Source organism: Ralstonia chuxiongensis (assembly GCF_024158925.1).
In the GTDB taxonomy this organism is placed as follows: domain Bacteria; phylum Pseudomonadota; class Gammaproteobacteria; order Burkholderiales; family Burkholderiaceae; genus Ralstonia; species Ralstonia chuxiongensis.
Genome location: NZ_JAMYWC010000003.1, coordinates 563,755 through 580,321, shown reverse-complemented (window position 1 = coordinate 580,321; position 16,567 = coordinate 563,755). Strand labels below are relative to the sequence as shown.

Below are 16,567 nucleotides of genomic sequence, written 5' to 3'. Positions count from 1 at the left end.
AGGGCGCAAGCGAGCGTCGCAAAGCTGCTGGCGACGGCCGATATACTGGACGCATGCTTTCGTCCGTCTTCCAGTGGTTCTCCGGCCGCGCACGCACACGGCGCCTGACCCGTTACGCCATCTCAGACGCGCTGTGGTCACGCGCGCTCGATAGCCTGCCCTTCCTGCTCGACTGGTCTGACGCAGACCTCGCACGCCTGCGGGAAACGGCCACGCTCTTCATCGCCGAAAAGGAATTCACCACCACGCACGATTTGCCGCTCGCCGACGACATGGTGATCAGCGTTGCCGTGCAAGCCAGTGTGCCGATCCTGGAGCTGGGCATGTCGTGGTACGGCGGATGGCACGGCGTGGTCATCTACCCCGGCGAGTTCGTCATCCGCAAGGAAGTCATGGATGAAGACGGCGTTGTGCACAACGTGCGTGAAGAAGCTGCCGGCGAGGCATGGGAGCACGGCCCCGTCATCCTCTCGTGGCAGGACATCGAACTCGGGGGCGCACTGGCCAAGCCAGGCGCGCAGCCGTACAACGTGGTCGTACACGAGTTCGCGCACAAGCTCGACATGCTCAACGGCGAGTCGGATGGTATCCCGGCGTTTTCATCGCGCCTGCATGCGAATGTTGACCGCGAGCAATGGGCCGATGACCTCTATGCTGAATACGACGCCTTTGCCAATCGTTGCGAGCAGATTCCAGCGCATCGGTGGGGCGACGATCCGATCCTTTCGTTGCTCGACCCTTATGGCGCACAGCATCCGGCCGAGTTCTTTGCGGTAGCGTCGGAAGTGTTCTTCGTCGAACCGGTGGCCTTGCTTGAGACGCTTCCATCGTTGTACGCACTCCTGCAAGCCTTCTACCTGCAAGATCCGGCACGGCGCGTGCTGGACGCTGAGCAACGCCAGGAGGGATTCCTGCCATGACGATTCGCCAAGCGCTTCGCACAACGCTGCTCGGTTGTTGTCTCGCTGCCGGCACAGCGTGGGCACAGCCAGCCGTGCCCGTGATCCTCAGCGTCACCGCCCAATTCGATGGGCAATCCGAAACCAAGCGCGTCACGCTTTCGGCCGACACATCCACCACAGGCCAGCACGTCGCACTGCTCGAACGTACCCATACATACGACGTGGGTGGCTCGATGCCTCGCAAAGAATGGGAGGCGCGCTTCGCCGCCGGCCTGCCCGACGACACGATCCCGCTAGGCTGCGACACCACCACGTGCCAATTCATGCGCCACCGGTGGGCCAAGACCGGCGTGGACGTCACCCTGCGGCCGATGGTCGTGTCGGGCGAGTTCCAGTCGCTGTCGATCGGCGTAACGCTGCATCGGTTCCAGCCGTCGCCCGACGCCGAGGCCCCAGCCCGGGTCGACACCTGGACGCGCAATCTCGACACCTCGTTGCGCGTCGGCGACACCAAGATCATGGATCTGGACGGCCACGGCGTGCTCACGATCGAACGCTTGGCCAAACCTTGATCGAAATGGGCTCCCCGAGTCACTTTCCGATGCGCCGGCACGACGGATTTTGCGGCAAGCGCGTTGCCCAAGCCTTTGTTTCTCTGGCATAATCCTCGTTTCTCCACCCGGCAAGTGATTCGAGGGCTGGTCGCACGGTGGCTCCTACCATGTGAGCACCTGAAGCGCGCCGCGAATTGGCTACCTCTACCCCAGGGCTCATCATGAAAGAAGGCATTCACCCGAATTACCGCGAAGTCGTGTTCCAAGACATGTCCAGCGACTTCAAGTTCATCACCCGCTCGACCATCCAGACCAAGGAAATGATCACGCTGGACGGCAAGGAATATCCGCTGGCCAAGATCGAAGTCTCGTCCGAATCGCACCCGTTCTACACGGGCCAGCAAAAGGTTCTGGACACGGCCGGCCGCGTCGAAAAGTTCCGCAACAAGTTCGGCAGCAAGATCGGCAAGGCTGCCAAGTAATATCGGCGCCGGAGACGGCTCACCAGATGTGGCCCGTCTCACTGGTCAGAAAAAGGCAGCTCCGGCTGCCTTTTTTGTTTCTCGGCACATGGTTAGGCCGTTGGTTCGGCCCCTCTTTACGATCAGCACGTCGCTGTGCAACCCCGACCGGGCTCGCCCGGTCTGACACTCGATGAACACCACCCGCGTCTCGCGCATCCGCCTGACTGCCGCCGCCACCCGCGAGTTGCCGCGTTGGCTGCTGCTCGCCATCTGCGTGATCTACGGCCTGTCGGGCCTGTTTTCGCGCGACCCGTGGAAGAACGAAGACGCCGCCGGCTTTGGCACGATGTGGACGCTGGCCACCGGCAACGCGCAGGACTGGCTGATGCCGAACATCGTCGGGCGTCCCGTCGTGCAATCGGGGCCGCTGGTGTTCTGGATTGGCGGCGCGTTCATTCGCCTCTTCGGACAATGGCTCGGCCCCGCGGATGCCTCGCGCCTGGCCACCGCCCTCTTCTTCTTCGTCACCACCGCGTGCATCTGGTATGGCGCCTATCTGCTGGGTCGTCGCGCGGAAGTCCAACCGTTTGAATTCGTCTTTGGTGGCCAGCCCAACACGCGTGACTACGGCCGTACGCTGGCAGATGGCGCACTGCTGATCTTCCTCGCCTGCGTAGGCCTGGCGCAGCGCGGTCACGAAACGACACCGCTGGTAGGGGCGCTGTGCTTCGTGGCGGTCGCGGTGTATGGCTTGATCCGAGCGCTGGACAAGCCGGTACACGGCAGCCTCATCTATGGCATCGGCATCGGTTGCCTGTCGCTAGCGGGCGGCCCAATCCTGCCTTTGGCAATCACGGTGGCCGTATTGATCGCCGCGCATGCCACGCGCGTGCTGCCGCTACGCCCATTGCTCACAGTGGCACTGCCCGTAGCACTCGTACTGGGATGCTCATGGCCGGCGATGGCGTACTTGCTGGCAAATAATCCGACTGACGCGGTGACGTACGTCCGCGAATGGGCGCGCTTCGATCGCCACCAATACGCTGGCCCGACGGCTCATTCGCTCGGCTTTGTCGCTCGCAACCTGCCACTATTCGCATGGCCAGTCTGGCCGTTGGCAGCATGGGCGTGGAAGAGCTGGGGCGGCATGCGCACCGCTCCGCATATCACGTTACCGTTGGCCGTCCTACTGCCGCAGTTGGTGCTGCTTCTCATGCAGCCACACCCGGGCGACGACGGCTTCCTGCTGCTGATTCCACCGATGGCCGTGATGGCCACGTTCGCGCTGCCGACGCTCAAACGAGGCGCCATCAGCGCGATCGACTGGTTTGCGTTGCTGGCCTTCACCATCCTGGGCGGGACGCTATGGCTGCTGTGGATCGCCAAGATGACGGGCTTTCCGCCTCAGCTCGCGCGCAACGTGTATCGCATCGTGCCAGGCTATCGACCCGAGTTCAGTTGGACAGCGCTGATCAGCGCGCTGCTCGTGACCGCGGCGTGGGTGCTCATCGTCGTCTGGCGCACATCGCGGGCGCCCAAGGCCATCTGGCGTGCAGTGGTGATCTCGGCCGCCGGCACCACACTAATGTGGGTGCTGATGATGACGCTGTGGCTGCCCACCATCAACTACGCCAAGACATATCGCGACGTCGCGCAGTCGGCCGCCCTTGCGCTGCCGCGTACCTACACGTGCGTGCAGCCGATCCGTATGGGCGATGCGCAGCTTGCCTCGTTTGCGTACTTCGGCCACATCCGTTTTGGTAGCGCCGAAGACAACTGCGACATCCTGCTGCGCCACGACCCGTACGACTACGGCGCACCGACGAGCGTCTCCAACTACGAGTGGCGCCTGATCTGGGAAGGCCGCCGTCCCGCCGACCGCGACGAGCACTTCCGCATGTACCGCCTGACCGAGGCCGCTGCCGCCACACATCCGCCGCCGACACCGGCAACTACGCGCCGGCGCAAGCTGCGCCAGTAACGGTTCCGTAGCACCCACATGTTTGTCGCCGACGTCCGCCGCATTACCGAACTGGCTTGGCCAGTACTGATCGGCCAGTTGGCGGTCATCGCCTTCGGCGTACTCGATACGGCGATGGCCGGCCGCGCCTCTGCGACAGACCTCGCGGCCATCGGGCTCGGCGGGTCGATCTACGTGACGGTGTTCATCAGCTTGATGGGCGTGCTGCAAGCGCTCTCGCCTATCGCCGGACAACTCTACGGCGCGCAAAGATACAGCGAAATCGGCGAAGAAGTGCGGCAGGCCGTCTGGCTCGGTCTGGTACTCGCGGCAATCGGCATGCTGCTCCTCTGGTTCCCCGCCCCACTGCTGCACCTGGCAGACGCCACGCCAGAACTCACTGAGAAAGCCACCGCCTATTTGCGGTATGAAGCGCTGGCGTTGCCTGCGGCACTCGGCTTCCGGATTTACTCTGCGTTGAACAACGCGCTGTCGCGCCCGGTGATGGTGACGGTACTGCAGCTTGCAGGCCTCGCCATCAAGTTTCCGCTCAACGCACTGTTTCTGTATGGCGGCATGGGCGTCCCGGCGATGGGCGGCCCGGGCTGCGCACTCGCCTCGATGATCATCAGCTGGCTGTGGTTCGTCGCAGCGGCCGCCATTTTGATGCGCAATCCGGCTTACAAGCCGTTCGCGATTTTCACGCACTACTCACCACCCAACCGTGCGCGGCTGTGGGTACTGGTACGTCTGGGTGTGCCGATGGGCTTCACCTACCTGATCGAGATCACGTCGTTCACGTTGATGGCGATCTTCATCGCGCGCCTTGGCACGGTGGCGCTGGCCGGGCATCAGATTGCCGCCAACCTTGGAGCGGTTGCCTACATGGTGCCGCTGTCGCTATCGATCGCGACGTCCACGCTGGCTGCGCAATCAATCGGGGCCCGCGATCGCGTAGCGGCTCGGCGCATCTCGCTGAACGGCATCAAGTTGGCGGTGATGTGTGCGGTCATCGTCGGCGCGGCCGTGCTGTTCTTGCGGCGCGAGTTGGTCACCCTCTACACGCACGATGCCGCTGTCCTGGCGATTGCGGTGCCGCTGCTGCCTTTCATCGCCTTCTATCAGATGTTCGATGCGCTGCAAGTCATGACAGCGTTCATCCTGCGCGCATACAAGATCGCTCTCATCCCAACCGTCATCTATGCGCTATCGCTGTGGGGTGTGGGCCTTGGCGGCGGATATGTGCTCGGATTTGGACTGCTGGGCGACACTGCCATGGCACTACGTGGTGCTGCCGGTTTCTGGGCCGCCAATGGACTCAGTTTGATGGTGGCTGGCGCGTTGTTGGTCAGCTATTTCAATCGCGTAAGCCGCGCTGCCGATTAAAGCGAGACATTCCACTCACTTTAAAGCAGTATCAAACTTGATTTGCGTGGCTTGAATTGAAAGCCCAAAAGAAAAAACCCGCTGCAAGCAGCGGGTTTTGATTTGGCGGAGCGGACGGGACTCGAACCCGCGACCCCCGGCGTGACAGGCCGGTATTCTAACCGACTGAACTACCGCTCCGTGTCGGTTGCAAAATCAGCTAGAGACTGATTTTGCTAATGAGCTTCTGGTTAAGCTCTTGTTTTGGCGTCCCCTAGGGGATTCGAACCCCTGTACTCACCGTGAAAGGGTGATGTCCTAGGCCTCTAGACGAAGGGGACAGAAACTGTTTTGCAACGCTTTCTGTCTTACGCTGCGAAGTCCGCTACTATAACGAACTTCTTTGCGTTTTGGAAGCCTCTTTTCAAATTATTTTTTTGAATCGAATCTTCCGGCATTTTGGTGGAGCTAAGCGGGATCGAACCGCTGACCTCTTGCATGCCATGCAAGCGCTCTCCCAGCTGAGCTATAGCCCCGAGGCACTGCCTTTTACTGCTTGCTTCTTACTGCATTTCGCTTCGTGTTGCAGCGAAAACAAGAGTATAGGGGAAGTATTTAGCGCTTGGCAATACCCTTCCGCAAAATTTTTTGCGTCGCACACATCACGCCGCCAGACGACGCAGAACAACGTCGCGGCCGAACAGTTCCAGCACCGCATCAATCGACGGCGTTTGCAGTTGTCCTGCCACCAGCAGGCGCACCGGCATCGCCAGCTTCGGCATCTTCCAGCCGTGTGCCGCGAGCACTTCCTTGAAGGCGGCACCAATGGCCTCGCGCTTCCACTCGGGCAGCGCCCCGAGCTTCTCGGCCAGTGTGGCAATGCCCGGACGCACATCGTCGGTGAGGTGCTGCGCAGCCAGTTCCGGATCGACAGCCAGATCCGTGCGATAGAACAGCAGCGCCGTTTGGGCGACTTCACGAAGCGTGTTGGCGCGATCCTTCACCAAGGCGATCACATCGGCCAGCACGGGGCCGCCATCCACCTTGCCACCCAACTCCTCGATGAACGGCTTCACCAGACCAGCCAAGCGCGCGTTGTCGGCCTGCTTGATGTAGTGGTTGTTCAGCCAGGCGAGCTTCTCAGGGTTGTATTGCGCGGGCGACTTGCCCAGGTGCTCGAGGTCGAACCATTCGATGAACTGCTCGCGCGAGAAGATCTCGGCATCGCCGTGCGCCCAGCCCAGGCGAGCGAGGTAATTGACGATGGCTTCGGGCAGATAGCCAGCATCACGATAGCCCGTAACAGCCATGGCACCGTGGCGCTTGCTCATCTTCTCGCCCTGCTCGTTGAGCACGGTCGGCAGGTGAGCATAGACCGGCGGCGTACCGCCCAGCGCGCGCAGGATGTTGATCTGGCGGGGCGTGTTGTTGACGTGGTCGTCGCCGCGGATCACATGGGTGATCTGCATGTCCATGTCATCCACGACCACACAGAAGTTATATGTGGGCGTGCCGTCGGGGCGCGCGATCACCAGGTCATCGAGTTCGTCGTTGGAGATCTCGATGCGGCCCTTCACTGCGTCGTCCCACACGACACTGCCCCCGATGGGGTTCTTGAAGCGAATCACCGGCTGCACGCCCACCGGCGGCGTCGGCAAAACCTTGCCCGGCGCCGGGCGCCAAGTCCCGTCGTACCGGGGCTTTTCGCCGCGCTCGCGTTGCGCTTCGCGCAGGGCGTCGAGTTCTTCGGTGCTCATGTAGCACGGGTAAGCCAGTTCCTGCTGAACCATCTGCGCGACCACGGCGCGGTAACGGTCCATGCGCTGCATCTGGTAGAACGGGCCCTCATCGATATCCATGTCCAGCCAGTCCATCGCCTCGAGGATCACGTCGACAGCTTCCTGGCTGGAACGCTCCACATCGGTGTCTTCGATGCGCAGGATGAAGTCTCCCTTCATCTTGCGTGCGAAGGCCCACGGATAGAGTGCCGAGCGGATGTTGCCGAGGTGGATGAAGCCGGTAGGGCTGGGAGCGAAACGAGTGCGGACGCGCTGTGTCATAGGAATGGCTGAACGAATAAGGCCGCGTGGTCGGACCGCGAGCGCGGATCCTGAGCGGCCTCTATCAAAACCGAAATTATAGCAACCGCGCTACGCATATCCGGCCGACCCGTCGCTGAACTTTGGCACAATGGCGGCCAGCCGCAGTGCGCTCGGTTACGACTGAACATCACTGCGCGGCATACCAAACCGCCCTAACCTCCTCATGCAACGCCGCCTCTTTCTGGGCGCCGCCGGCGCCTCCGTCCTCTCCGCCTGTACCGTGACGGGTTTCTCCTCCGGCAAAACCGAAACGCCCCTCACCCCGGCCACGGCCGTGCTGCCGCCCACGGCGCAGCCGGCCACACAGCCCGTGCGGATCGGGTTGGCACTGGGCGGCGGTGCCGCGCGCGGTTTTGCGCACATCGGCGTCATCAAGATGCTGGAAGCCCAAGGCATCCAGATCGACTTCATCACCGGCACGAGCGCGGGTAGCGTAGTGGCGGCGATCTACGCGTCGGGCATGTCAGGGCTGGAAATGAACCGCATGGCGCTCAAGATGGACGAGGCCATGATCGCCGACTGGGCTCTGCCGTTCGGCACGCGCTTCGGCGGCTGGCTCAAGGGCGAGGCGCTGGAGAAGTACATCAACCGACTGGTCAAGCAGAAGAGCATCGAACAGATGCACATTCCGCTGGGCATCGTGGCGACGGACCTGGCGAGCGGCAAGCCGATCCTGTTCCGGCGCGGCAATACCGGCCAGGCGGTGCGTGCGTCGTGCAGCATCCCAGGCGTGTTTCAACCGGTAACGATCAGCGGCCGCCAATACGTGGACGGCGGGCTGGTAGCGCCCGTGCCAGTGACGTACGTCAAGCAGATGGGCGCAACGTTCGTGATTGCAGTGAATATCTCGGCAGACCCGTCCAACCAGGCGGTATCGGGGCAAGCGAGCATGCTGCTGCAGACGACGGCCATCATGGGTCAGAGCATCAACAAGACCGAGTTGGCCCAGGCGGACGTTGTAATCACCCCGTCGCTACCGTTCGTAAAGGGCAGCGACTTCACCGCGCGCAACGAAGCGATTCTGGCGGGCGAGCAGGCCGCCCAGGCCGCCATGCCGCTGCTGCGGGAGAAGCTGCATCTGACGCAGACCATCGTCGGCACCCCGCTGCCGCCGCACTGATATTCCTTCAGCAGGCAACAAAAAAGACCGCCGTGGCGGTCTTTTTTCTATTGCCTGATAGCGAGTCGGAGCGAATCAACCGCCGTACATTGCGAGCGGCTTGCCGGCGGCGTTTGGGTCGACGCGCTTGAGTTGCTCGACGAAGTTGTCGGCGCCGTCCTTGATGGCGGCACCGGAGTTGCCTTCGATACGGCGGGCGCCGTTGTAGCGCGTCACCCAGTACGAGGCGGTCATGTCATCCACGCGAATCTTGCTGCCCGTGGACGGCGCATGCACAAACTTGTTATCGCCGATATAGATACCGACGTGCGAAAAGGTGTGGCGCATAGTGTTGAAGAATACCAAGTCGCCGGGACGCAGTTCAGCTGTTTCTACGCTGGTGCCGACACGGCTCATTTCCACAGCGCGGCGCGGCAGCAGGAAACCGAAGGTGTCGTTGAAGACGTAGCGGACGAAGCCGCTGCAGTCGAGGCCCGATTCCGGCGTGTTGCCGCCGAAACGGTAGCGCAGGCCGATCATGCCCAGTGCGTTCATGACCACGTCGCCGGTCTTGCTCATCACGTTGGAGATGAGGCCCGATTTGGCTTCGGGCTTGACGTCGGCGCGGACTTCCGTGTCCTTGAAGACCGTATCAGCATGCACTGCATTCGACACGATCACGCCGCAGCCGATCACAACCCCTACCGCCAGACGCGCCATGGAATGAAGTACGAAATGCTGCATTGGTTCTCCCTCGGAAACTTGTAATGATGCGGCCAAGATATGGCACCGCAAATGAGAACAGTCCGAATCTTGTTAAAACAATCTCGCAGGATGATAAAAGTGACACTTTGACTTGTCAAAGGTCGTTACAAATTCCCCGAAATCCACAGGCAAATCAGGCACTTAGACATGACTTTCGATGCGCATTCTTACAAAAACAGCGCCTCAGAAGCGCACTGATTCGGGGCAAAAGCGGTGGGTTTTACGGGTTATCCCGCGCAGGGATGAGTGAGGCAGCCGCCATCAGCTTGCAGGTGTAGGGGTGTGAGGGGGACGCCAACACCGCTTCAGTGTCGCCCTCTTCCACCACTTTTCCATCCTTCATCACCACCACGCGATGTGACATCGCGCGGATGACAGCAAGGTCGTGGCTGATGAATAGATACGACAGGTTGTACTTTTTCTGAAGGGCTGACAGCAGCGAAAGCACCTGCTGCTGGATCGACACATCAAGTGCGGAAGTCGGCTCATCGAGCACCAGCAACTGCGGCTTGAGGATCAGCACACGGGCAATGGCGACGCGCTGGCGCTGCCCGCCCGAGAATTCATGCGGATAGCGCCCCAGCGCCGTGCGATCCAAGCCGACTTCGCGCAGGGCTTCGATCACGCGGTGACGGCGCTCTGCAGGGTTTATGTGCGGTTGGTGCAGCGCCAGCCCTTCGCCGACGATCTCCTCGATCGTCATACGCGGCGACAGCGAGCCGTATGGGTCTTGAAACACCACCTGCATGCTCGCCCGCACAGCGCGGCGCTCGTCGCGCGAAATACGCAGCAGCGAGTTGCCCAGGAAACGCAGGTCGCCGCTCTTTGCCGCTTGCAGCCCCAGCAACGTCTGCGCGAGCGTGGTCTTGCCAGAGCCCGATTCGCCCACGATGCCGAGCGTCTCGCCTTCGCGCAGTTGCAGCGACACGGAATCGACCGCGGTAAACGGATCGGTTCTGAACCAGCCGGCAAACCCGGGACGATGGCGTTCGTAGGTAACTGTCAGCTTGTCGGCTTCGAGCAGCAAGGGCGCAAGCGGCACCAGCGGCAGGACGTCGCGCTGCGGGCGGCTCTCAAGCAGGCGCACTGTGTACGGATGTTGGGGCGCGGCAAATACGTCGGCCGTGTTGCCGGTTTCCACCAGGACGCCCCGCTCCATCACGCCAACGCGCTCGGCAAAGGCGCGCACCATGTTGAGGTCGTGCGTGATCAGCATGATGGCCATGCCGAACTCTGCCTGCAGCTCGCGCAGCAATTGCAGAATCTGCATTCGCACCGTCACGTCCAGCGCGGTGGTCGGCTCATCGGCCAGCAGAAGCTTCGGCGAGCACGCCAGCGCCATGGCGATCATTGCGCGCTGGCGCTGCCCGCCTGACAGTTGGTGCGGGAACGCGTCGAATCGGCGCGGCGCCTCGGCGATGCCGGTGCGCTCCAGCAGAGCAATCGCACGGGCCTTGGCGGCGCGCTTGTCCAGGCCTTCGTGGAGCTCCAGCGTTTCGACGATCTGGTTGCCGATCGTGTACAGCGGATTGAGCGCCGTCATCGGTTCCTGGAACACCATGGCAACATCGGCGCCACGCAGGCCGCGCATCTCACGCTCGCTCGCGGCCAGCAAGTCGCGGCCTTCGAGCAGGATGCGGCCGCTGTATTGCGCGTCGGCCAGCAATCGCATGATCGATAGCGCAGTCACGGACTTGCCGGAGCCAGATTCGCCCACCAATGCGAAGCGCTCGCCCGCGTGCAAGTCGAGCGAGACGTGCTTGACGGCTTCCGTCACCTCGCCGTGCTCGGATTCGAAATGCACGCATAAGTCATCCAGCCGCAGCAGCGGGCCGTCGTACTTCGGCGCGGAGGAACGCAGATCAACGCGGGTCATTTCACCCCCGCCGGTTTCTGGCGCGTGCGCAGTTGGGCGAACGACAGGCGCGTGTCGAAGGCATCGCGCAGCGCGTCGCCCATGAAGGTCAGCAGCACGAGGGTCAGCACGAGCACCACGAAAGTCGAGAGCGAGATCCACCACGCATCCAAGTTGGCCTTGCCCTGTGCGAGAAGCTCACCAAGGCTGGGGGTGGATGGCGGCACGCCCAGGCCAAGAAAATCCAGGCTGGTGAGCGCAAGAATGGCCGCACTCATGCGGAACGGCAGGAAGGTGATCACAGGCGTCAGGCTGTTGGGCATGATGTGGCGCCACATGATCTGCCAACTGGACAGGCCCATCGCCCGCGCGGCCTTCACATAGTCGAGCGAGCGGTTGCGGTAGAACTCGGCGCGAACGTAATCCGACAGGCTCATCCACCCGAACAGCGACAGCAGGATGATCAGCAGCCCGAGGCTGGGGGTGAAGATCGACGCGAAGATGATCAGCAGGTACAACTCTGGCATCGAACTCCAGATTTCAATCAGCCGTTGCGACACCATGTCGAAGCGCCCGCCGAAGAAGCCCATCAGCGCGCCCGTCAGCGTGCCGACCAGCACGCCAAGCACCGTGAGCGCCAGCCCGAACAGCACCGAGACACGGAAGCCGTACAGCAGCCGCGCAAACACATCGCGACCACGGTCATCGGTACCGAGCCAGTTCTCGGCCGAGGGCGGCGCGGGGTTGGGCTCTTTCGAAAAGTAGTTCAGCGTCTCGTACGAATAAGGATTGGGCGGGAAAATCGCAAAATTTCCCGGCTCCTTGAACTTGTCTCGGATGAACGGATCGAGGTAATCCGTCGGGGTCGGAAAATCTCCGCCGAAGGTCGTCTCGGGGTACGCCTTTACGATCGGGAAATACCAGTGACCGTGGTACTTGACCACCAGCGGCCGGTCATTGGAGATGCATTCGGCGCCCAGACTGAGCACGAACAGCACCACGAAGATGATCAGGCTCCAATAGCCAAGCCGATGCTGCTTGAAGCGGCGCCACGCTCGCTTGAGGGGCGACGGCGAATGCCGCACCGGGTGCGGCGTTGCCGTATTGGATGGATGCGTGGAAGTGCGCGAATACTGGGTCATGGTTGCCGGCCCGCCTATCGCCCGACCGAGCCGAAATGGATACGCGGATCAACCAGCACGTAGCACACGTCGGAAATCAACCGCGCGGCCAGCCCGATCAACGTGAACAGGTACAGCGTGCCGAGCACTACGGGATAATCGCGCCGCATCACCGCCTCATACGACAGCAGGCCCATGCCGTCGAGCGAGAACAGTTGCTCGATCAGCAGCGACCCCGTGAAGAATGCCCCAATGAAGGCCGACGGGAAGCCTGTCACCAAAGGCAGTAGCGCGTTGCGGAAGATGTGCTTCCACAGTACGCGCCGCTCCGACAGACCCTTGCTACGCGCCGTCAGCACGTACTGCTTGCGGATTTCCTCCAGGAACGCGTTCTTCGTCAGCATGGTGATGACGGCAAAGCTGCCCACGACCGACGCCATGACGGGCAGCGTAATGTGCCAAAGGTAATCCGTGATCTTGCCGAGCAGGCTGAGCTGATCCCAGTTGTCGGATGTGATGCCGCGGATCGGGAACCACTGGAAGAAGGTGCCGCCGCCAAACAGCACAAGCAGCAGAACCCCGAGCACGAAGCCCGGGATGGCATAGCCGACCAGCACGATGATGCTGGTCACCAGATCAAACCGGCTGCCCGCCCGCACGGCCTTCGCAATGCCGAGCGGCACCGCTATCAGGTACGTGAGAAAGAACGTCCATAACCCGATCGAAATCGATACCGGCAATTTCGACTTGATGAGGTCCCACACGCTACGGTGCTGAAAATAGCTCTCGCCAAGGTCGAAGCGTGCAAAACGGCCGAGCATCAGGAAGTAGCGTTCGACAGGGCTCTTGTCGAAACCATACAGCGCGCGGATTTCCTTGATCTTCTCGGGGTCGACGCCGCGGCGGCCTCGATAGTCAAACGCGCCGCCGCCACTGGCCTCGCCGCCTGCGGCACGCCCTTTCATCTCCATCATCATCTGTTCGACCGGGCCACCAGGTACGAACTGGATCACGATAAACGTCAGCGTGATCACGCCGATCAGCGTCGGGATCAGAAGCAGCAACCGTTTGATCAGGTACGCGAACATGGTGTCACCGATGCGGTCATTTGGCAGCCGATTGAGCGGATTCCGGCGTCCGCCACCACGCCGTCAGCACCCAGGCCTCGGCCGAGTAGTAATACGGCAGACGGTCCGGGTACATCAGGTTCTTGTTGTAGGCCACGCGGTGCGAAGCCGAATACCAGTGCGGAATCACATAGCAGCCTTGCATCAGTACGCGGTCGAGCGCGCGTGAAGCGATGACCAGCTCGTCGCGGCTGTCAGCGCGCAGCACATCATCGATCAGTGCATCGACGGCCGGCGATTTCAGGCCGATCACGTTGTCCGAGCCAGCCTCGTCAGCCGCAGCAGAGCCGAAGCGATCCTTCAGCTCGTTACCAGGGCTTTGCGAATCGGGGAAGCGCAGCGAAATCATGTCGAAATCGAACTCTTCCAACCGCTTCTGGTAGAGCGCGAAATCGGTCATGCGCTGGTTGACCTGGATCCCGAGCTTCTCAAGGTTGCGCGCATACGCCGCCATGACGCGGCTCATGGCCCCGCCGTCGTCGAGCATCTCGAAGACGAACGGCTCGCCCTTGCTGTTGCGCAGCGCCCCGTCGGCGTACGTCCAACCAGCCTGGGCCAACAGGCGACGCGCCTGCCGCAGATTGTCACGCAGTGAGCTGGGAGGATCAGTCGAAGGCGGTGCGGGCAGCACGCCAAACACCTCCGGATCGAGCTTGCTGCGCAGCGGCTCCAGCAATGCCAGCTCGCCCTTGCTAGGCATGCCCGTGAGCGAATCCGACGCGGCCAGCTCGCTATTGGCGAAGTAGCTATCGAGCCGGCGATAGGCGCCATAGAAGAGCTGCCGATTGAGCCACTCGAAATCAAGCGCCAGCGCCAGCGCCTTGCGCACCCGAAGGTCCTGGAACAGCGGGCGCCGCAGGTTCATCACAAAGCCCTGCATGCCCGCGCCGTTGCGATGCGGGAATTCGCTCTTGATCAGTTCACCGCTGCGGAACTTCACGCCGACGTAACTCTTCGCCCAGTTCTTGGCGCGGTATTCGACCATGGCGTCGTACTCACCAGCCTTGAAGGCTTCGAGACGGGCGGTTTCGTCCTTGTAGAGCTTGTACTGGATGCGCTCGAAATTGAACGAACCACGGCGCACGTTCAGGTCACGTCCCCAATAGTCGGGATTGCGCCGAAAGGTAATGCCGCGCGACGGGTCAAAACGCTCGATCACATACGGACCGCTGGCAATCGGGTCCTGGAAGGTCAGCTTGTCGAACGCGACATCCTTGCCGCCGTCGGGATCATCGGGCTTGCCGCTGCCCTTGCCCCACTTTGGCGAGAACACCGGCAGCCCACCGACGATGAGCGGCAGCTCCTTGTTCTTGCGCTTGAAGTCGTAACGGATGGTGCTGGCGTCCACGACCGTCACCTTGGCCACATCCGCTGTCATGCTGCGGTAGGCAGGGCTCGCGCCCTTGCCCATCAGCATGTCGTAGGAGTATTTGACGTCCGACGCGCGCACGCGATCGCCGTTGGAGAATCGCGCGCGCGGGCTGATGTGGAACGTGACCGAAAGCTCGTCGGGCGCGACCGTCACGTCGTCCGCAAGCAGCCCATAGCCGCTGGCGGTTTCGTCCCAACTCGTAATGAGCAGGCTTTCGAAGACAAGCTGATTGAGGCCCGGCGCCGACGTGCCCTTGATCGTGAACGGATTGAACTTGTCGAAGCTCGTGCGCCGGTCGGGGTTGCCGAGCAGCAGCATGCCGCCGATGGGCGCCTTCGGGTTCAGATAGCCGAAGTTCGAGAAACCGGCCGGATACTTGAGGTCGCCATATTCAGCGTAGCCATGGGCCGCCCAGGCGGGTGTCACGCAGATCGCCGCCAGCAGGCTGACCAGCGCCATGGCTCGCTTGTGTGTCGCAACGCGCACGCTCATTGCGCCCCTTGCCCCCAATGTCCTTGCATGCGTTGATCCGATTGATCGCTGTCTGAAAAACTGTTTTGGACGATTCTAACGCCCTCACACCGCAATCCCACCAATTCCGGCCCGGGGATCGTCCCGCATTGACAAGGCTGGCAGGGGTCGTGCGGCACTGCGCAAATGCGGAGCCGCCCCTCGCTTTCCGGTATGATCGCGCCCACCTAATTGCCTCGTGCCCCGGATACCGCCGCTGCGTCACCGCAGTGACGAGTGACCACAGCCACATACGGGCGCGACGTTGCCCCACATTTGTACGGAGAAACCATGGGATTCCTCGCTGGCAAGCGCATTCTGATTACCGGCCTTCTGTCCAACCGCTCGATCGCCTACGGCATCGCCAGCGCGTGTAAGCGCGAAGGCGCAGAACTGGCCTTCACCTACGTCGGCGAACGCTTTAAAGACCGCATTACTGAATTCGCCACCGAGTTCGACAGCAAGCTGGTGTTTGATTGCGACGTCGGCAGCGATGAGCAGATCGCCAAGGTCTTCGAAGATCTCGGCCAGCACTGGGACCACTTCGATGGATTGGTGCATTCGATCGGCTTTGCGCCGCGCGAAGCGATTGCCGGCAACTTCATGGACGGCCTGTCGCGCGAATCATTCCGCATCGCGCACGACATCTCGGCGTATAGCTTCCCCGCGCTGGCGAAGGCCGCGCTGCCGATGCTCTCGCCCAATGCTTCGCTCCTCGCCCTGACGTACCTGGGTGCTGAACGCGTGGTCCCGAACTACAACACGATGGGCCTGGCCAAGGCGTCGCTCGAAGCGAGCGTGCGTTACCTGGCAAGCGCGCTGGGTCCGAAGGGCATCCGCGCAAACAGCATCTCTGCCGGCCCGATCAAGACGCTGGCCGCCTCGGGCATCAAGGATTTCGGCAAGCTGCTCAAGTACATGGAAGACGTGGCACCACTGCGCCGCAACGTCACCATCGAGGAGGTTGGCAACGTGGCGGCGTTCCTGCTGTCGGATCTGGCCAGCGGTATGACTGGCGAGATCACGTACGTGGACTGTGGCTTCAACGTGACCGCCGGTGTGCCGGACGTCGTCGGCCAAGGCTGATGCGTTAATGCACTAACGCATGCGCGCGCGATCTTCGGAAGGCGCACGCTTGCGGAGCAGACAAAGAAAAAGCCCGCATGGCGCAAACCATGCGGGCTTTTTGACGTGCAGTGCAATGCGAGCCGTCACGTCAGCTCAACTCGCATCCGCCTGTTGTGTGCGCTTCCCGCGAGAAGCGCCAAACTGGCGGAGACGGAGGGATTCGAACCCTCGATCCAGGTTTTGGCCCGGATGCTCCCTTAGCAGGGGAGTGCCTTCGACCTCTCGGCCACGTCTCCCAAACTT

The 16,567-nt window shown here is 61.9% G+C and carries 13 protein-coding genes and 4 tRNA genes; 7 read left to right on the top strand and 10 right to left on the bottom strand.

All coding sequences use genetic code 11. The features are described 5' to 3' along the window. Window positions 1-53: 53 nt before the first annotated feature. The 5 genes from NKG59_RS12040 to NKG59_RS12020 all read left to right on the top strand — a co-directional run bounded on the left by NKG59_RS12040 (window position 54) and on the right by NKG59_RS12020 (window position 5,266). Window positions 54-920 carry a M90 family metallopeptidase gene (locus tag NKG59_RS12040; RefSeq protein ID WP_253537031.1) on the top strand — a complete coding sequence of 289 codons (867 nt, stop codon included), beginning with the start codon at window positions 54-56 and terminating at the stop codon, window positions 918-920. After that, entirely contained in the window at window positions 917-1,474 is a 558-nt protein-coding gene (locus tag NKG59_RS12035; protein WP_253537028.1) for a hypothetical protein, read from the top strand. The genes NKG59_RS12040 and NKG59_RS12035 overlap by 4 nt, the downstream gene beginning before the upstream one ends. Before the next feature lie 203 nt (window positions 1,475-1,677). Next, window positions 1,678-1,938 (top strand): type B 50S ribosomal protein L31, encoded by a 261-nt coding sequence (locus NKG59_RS12030; RefSeq protein WP_004626237.1) that lies wholly within the window; start codon window positions 1,678-1,680, stop codon window positions 1,936-1,938. Between the two features lie 172 nt (window positions 1,939-2,110). After that, window positions 2,111-3,901 (top strand): ArnT family glycosyltransferase, encoded by a 1,791-nt coding sequence (locus tag NKG59_RS12025; RefSeq protein ID WP_253537026.1) that lies wholly within the window; start codon window positions 2,111-2,113, stop codon window positions 3,899-3,901. An 18-nt stretch (window positions 3,902-3,919) separates the two neighbouring features. Next, a complete protein-coding gene (locus NKG59_RS12020) occupies window positions 3,920-5,266 on the top strand; it encodes an MATE family efflux transporter (RefSeq protein WP_253537023.1) in 1,347 nt (448 codons plus the stop codon). Window positions 5,267-5,369: 103 nt separating this feature from the next. Here NKG59_RS12020 and NKG59_RS12015 read toward each other — a convergent pair. The 4 genes from NKG59_RS12015 to gltX all read right to left on the bottom strand — a co-directional run bounded on the left by NKG59_RS12015 (window position 5,370) and on the right by gltX (window position 7,305). Continuing rightward, window positions 5,370-5,446, bottom strand: a tRNA-Asp gene (locus NKG59_RS12015). Window positions 5,447-5,510: 64 nt separating this feature from the next. Beyond that, window positions 5,511-5,586: transfer RNA gene (locus NKG59_RS12010), tRNA-Glu, on the bottom strand. A gap of 119 nt (window positions 5,587-5,705) precedes the next feature. Next, window positions 5,706-5,781, bottom strand: a tRNA-Ala gene (locus tag NKG59_RS12005). Between the two features lie 126 nt (window positions 5,782-5,907). Continuing rightward, window positions 5,908-7,305: a glutamate--tRNA ligase gene (gene gltX / locus NKG59_RS12000; RefSeq protein ID WP_045204284.1), complete on the bottom strand. Its 1,398-nt coding sequence runs from the start codon at window positions 7,303-7,305 to the stop codon at window positions 5,908-5,910. 205 nt (window positions 7,306-7,510) lie between these two features. Between gltX and NKG59_RS11995 the strand changes: the two genes are divergently transcribed. Further along, on the top strand, window positions 7,511-8,467 hold the full coding sequence (locus NKG59_RS11995; protein ID WP_045204285.1) for a patatin-like phospholipase family protein: 957 nt from the start codon (window positions 7,511-7,513) through the stop codon (window positions 8,465-8,467). A 75-nt stretch (window positions 8,468-8,542) separates the two neighbouring features. On the opposite strand, the gene NKG59_RS11990 is transcribed toward NKG59_RS11995, so the two are convergent. The 5 genes from NKG59_RS11990 to NKG59_RS11970 all read right to left on the bottom strand — a co-directional run bounded on the left by NKG59_RS11990 (window position 8,543) and on the right by NKG59_RS11970 (window position 15,178). After that, a complete protein-coding gene (locus NKG59_RS11990; RefSeq protein ID WP_024975996.1) occupies window positions 8,543-9,190 on the bottom strand; it encodes a C40 family peptidase in 648 nt (215 codons plus the stop codon). Window positions 9,191-9,431: 241 nt separating this feature from the next. After that, window positions 9,432-11,087 carry an ABC transporter ATP-binding protein gene (locus NKG59_RS11985; RefSeq protein WP_253537020.1) on the bottom strand — a complete coding sequence of 552 codons (1,656 nt, stop codon included), beginning with the start codon at window positions 11,085-11,087 and terminating at the stop codon, window positions 9,432-9,434. Then, window positions 11,084-12,208: an ABC transporter permease gene (locus NKG59_RS11980; RefSeq protein ID WP_253537017.1), complete on the bottom strand. Its 1,125-nt coding sequence runs from the start codon at window positions 12,206-12,208 to the stop codon at window positions 11,084-11,086. Before NKG59_RS11980 ends, NKG59_RS11985 begins: the two co-directional genes overlap by 4 nt. Before the next feature lie 14 nt (window positions 12,209-12,222). Then, complete coding sequence (locus NKG59_RS11975; RefSeq protein ID WP_045204288.1) at window positions 12,223-13,275, bottom strand: microcin C ABC transporter permease YejB; 1,053 nt, start codon at window positions 13,273-13,275, stop codon at window positions 12,223-12,225. Between the two features lie 16 nt (window positions 13,276-13,291). Then, on the bottom strand, window positions 13,292-15,178 hold the full coding sequence (locus tag NKG59_RS11970; RefSeq protein WP_253537013.1) for an extracellular solute-binding protein: 1,887 nt from the start codon (window positions 15,176-15,178) through the stop codon (window positions 13,292-13,294). Window positions 15,179-15,487: 309 nt separating this feature from the next. Between NKG59_RS11970 and fabI the strand changes: the two genes are divergently transcribed. Then, window positions 15,488-16,282, top strand: a complete 795-nt coding sequence (gene fabI, locus NKG59_RS11965; RefSeq protein ID WP_253537010.1) for an enoyl-ACP reductase FabI — start codon at window positions 15,488-15,490, stop codon at window positions 16,280-16,282. 184 nt (window positions 16,283-16,466) lie between these two features. Here fabI and NKG59_RS11960 read toward each other — a convergent pair. Beyond that, a tRNA-Ser gene (locus NKG59_RS11960) sits at window positions 16,467-16,560 on the bottom strand. Between the last annotated feature and the right edge of the window lie 7 nt (window positions 16,561-16,567).